Below are 2085 nucleotides of genomic sequence, written 5' to 3'. Positions count from 1 at the left end.
TTTAATTCCGATTATGCTGTTATCCAATTCAGTTTGTTTTTCTTTCCCGTTAAGTTGCTCTTAAATGTTTGCCAACGTGTTTGTGTATGGTTAGTTGCGTGGTTAAGAAACTAAATTAGCAAACTTTTACGAACCCGTGAAAATTCCGCAGGAATTTTCACAAGTAAGCACGTAAAAAGCAATTAATTATACACGGTGTTAGCATTTGTTATTTTATTAGAGTGTAATTGATTAATTCGTTATCTTTTTCGTCAATTAAACTTAAACTGCCATCTTCTCTATAGACATATTTCCAACCAAACGGTTCGTTTATAATTCTGTATTCTTTCGAGGCATTATTTGTTTTAAGTAGTTCAAGTTTTTGAATTCGCTCGTATTTTTTTAAATACAAATTATCATCTGACATTTTTACAATAGAAAATTCGCCTTCGTCAATTCGGTCTCTATGATTTTGAAGATGCCAACTATTTAATTTAGCAACTTCACTTAATTTACGTAATTCATTTTGGTATTCATATGTTTTTAAAAGTTCGTTGACGATATCGTCAGTTTTTAATTCACTCATTTTTTTTATGAGGTTTGGGTATTTTTCTTCCTGATTAAATACAGAATAATTGTAAAAAGTTAATGTCACACTTTCGAGTTGATACGCTGGATATTTTCCTCCAAAACTTTCGATAGCTCCACCTATTTCTTTGCATTCTTCAATAATTGGCCAATATGCTATTTGACTTTGTCCAATTTGGTTATGGGAAAGGTTGAGAATTGGTACAAATCCACTATATCCATTTGAGTTATATCCTTTAGTTCCGTGTATATCGAAAATTAAAGCAGTTTTTATCATATTTGATATTGAAATACTGTCAGCAATTCTTAATTCACGAGTGTTAACTAAAATCTCTTGGTCAATTTTATGCAGTTTATTCCAATATTCGCTTATCTGTTTTTCCGTATTTAGTTTTTCAATTTCGGTTCGATATTTTTTTATTGGAATTTGAGAATGGCAAGAACTTATTGTTAAAAAAAGTATTAATAGAATTGTAATGTTTTTTTTCATAATAAATGCTAACGTGTTTGTGTATGGTTAGTTGCGTGGTTAAGCAACTAAGTTAGCAAAAATGAACCGAACGAGAGGAAATTCCGAAGGAATTTCCACGTAGGCAAGTCACAAGCAATTAATTATACACGGTGTTGGCAAATCGTTTTTATTGTATCCATCGTTGAAATCCATCGTAAGCTATTGTGTCATTTCGTTTATTTAATAAAAAATATTCGCTTCCACCAGACCAACCATTATAATAATCACTTAAAATAATTTTTGAAACTTCCAGTTTCCTGTATTTATCATAAGCATTATAAGGTAAATTCATTAGTAAATCGTACAATAAGTAGTCACAATAAAATATGGATTCCTTTTCCTTTATTTTATTTAGCAAATTGTCTTTTTGCTTTGCATATCTGTAAAAGTAAACATCGTTTTCGCTTTTTTTAATTTGCTTATCGAGAAAGTCAATTATGTCAGGATAACAGAATGAATATTTAATTTCATTCTGATGGATTATTATTTTTTCAGAGCAAACCAATTCAGAATTATATTTAGTTTTTGAAGTTAAGTAAGGTCCAGGATACAAACGATAATTTTTAACGTTTTCATTTAATTTGGAACCATAAAGAAACAATGTGTCATTGATATTCTTAAATTCAATTTTATATTCTTTCGACCAATCTGCTTTTATATAATCAATCATTGTACTGTCAATTCTTCCATTTCTCTCTATGTACTTTAAGTTAGAAATACAGTTTAGTTCTTTCTTTTGATTTTCAATATTTTGTTGATTACTTTGGTTACTATTACAACTGTAACCCAAAATCAAAAATAATATTGTTAGAATTGAGTATTTCATAATATTTTAATTCCGATTATGCTGTTATCCAATTCAGTTTGTTTTTCTTTCCCGTTAAGTTGCTCTTAAATGTTTGCCAACGTGTTTGTGTATGGTTAGTTGCGTGGTTGGGCAACTAAGTTAGTAAACTTTAACGAACCAGTGAAAATTCCGCAGGAATTTTCGCAAGTAAGCTCAATGC

Annotated in this window: 2 protein-coding genes; both read right to left on the bottom strand. The window is 29.5% G+C overall.

Annotated elements, in window-relative coordinates; genetic code table 11:
- Positions 1-208 precede the first annotated feature (208 nt).
- Positions 209-1057, bottom strand: coding sequence for a hypothetical protein (locus tag ACFQ13_RS01815; RefSeq protein ID WP_386113415.1), 849 nt, complete (start codon positions 1055-1057; stop codon positions 209-211).
- A 148-nt stretch (positions 1058-1205) separates the two neighbouring features.
- Positions 1206-1904 carry a hypothetical protein gene (locus ACFQ13_RS01810; protein WP_386113414.1) on the bottom strand — a complete coding sequence of 233 codons (699 nt, stop codon included), beginning with the start codon at positions 1902-1904 and terminating at the stop codon, positions 1206-1208.
- Positions 1905-2085: the final 181 nt, after the last annotated feature.

The sequence above is a fragment of the Winogradskyella rapida genome, from assembly GCF_042675845.1.
Taxonomy (GTDB): domain Bacteria; phylum Bacteroidota; class Bacteroidia; order Flavobacteriales; family Flavobacteriaceae; genus Winogradskyella; species Winogradskyella rapida.
This window is presented reverse-complemented; position numbering and strand designations above follow the sequence as displayed.

Bases quoted from the DNA above. Each gene is read 5' to 3' on its own strand.
- ACFQ13_RS01810 (WP_386113414.1), bottom strand. From the start codon at position 1,904: ATGAAATACTCAATTCTAACAATATTATTTTTGATTTTGGGTTACAGT.
- ACFQ13_RS01815 (WP_386113415.1), bottom strand. From the start codon at position 1,057: ATGAAAAAAAACATTACAATTCTATTAATACTTTTTTTAACAATAAGT.